Below are 518 nucleotides of genomic sequence, written 5' to 3'. Positions count from 1 at the left end.
GGACGTCGTTCTCCTCGACCTTTTTCAGGCGCGCCGGCACGCCGGCCTTGCGGAAATATTTTTGGGCCAGGATGTCGGCCGCGACCTGGCTGAATTGGGCCGGCACATCGATGTTATCCAGGCGGAACACCACAGAGCCGTCGGGATTCTTGATCTCCGACAGGGCCTTGCGGAATTCGATCTCCGCATAGGCTGACTGGTCTGGCTTGGTGAAGCGACGCTCGATGCGCATTGGTCCGGTCCCTTTTGTCTATATATAGCGCTTTTCCCCAGGGTTTTCTGCCCTCAAGGCGAAAAGCGCAGTCCGCCGTTTGCCGGCATCGCGGGCGACGCCGGCACTCTCCTCGTCGCAGGTGCCGGCTTGCAGACAGCATAACGCCTTGCCAGGTGTTCGCCTGGGCTGCAGACCGACCCCCGCGGGTCCCTAAACTGAAACTTTTGTCGATTCCCTCGTTCGAGGGAGGTTCACACTATCTAGGGTCGAGCCTGCCTGCAAACACTAAATATAGTGTTAACAG

Annotated in this window: 1 protein-coding gene; it reads right to left on the bottom strand. The window is 58.9% G+C overall.

Annotated features, from left to right (window positions below; genetic code table 11):
• Positions 1-232, bottom strand: a 232-nt coding sequence (locus tag EOA29_RS39570) for a hypothetical protein (RefSeq protein ID WP_145970163.1), incomplete at its 3' end; no start/stop codon positions are given.
• Positions 233-518 lie beyond the last annotated feature (286 nt).

Origin of the sequence: Mesorhizobium sp. M1E.F.Ca.ET.063.01.1.1, from assembly GCF_003998155.1 — a bacterium.
Taxonomy (GTDB): domain Bacteria; phylum Pseudomonadota; class Alphaproteobacteria; order Rhizobiales; family Rhizobiaceae; genus Mesorhizobium.
Note: the sequence above shows the minus strand (reverse complement) of the source record. Positions and strands in the feature narration are given on the sequence as shown.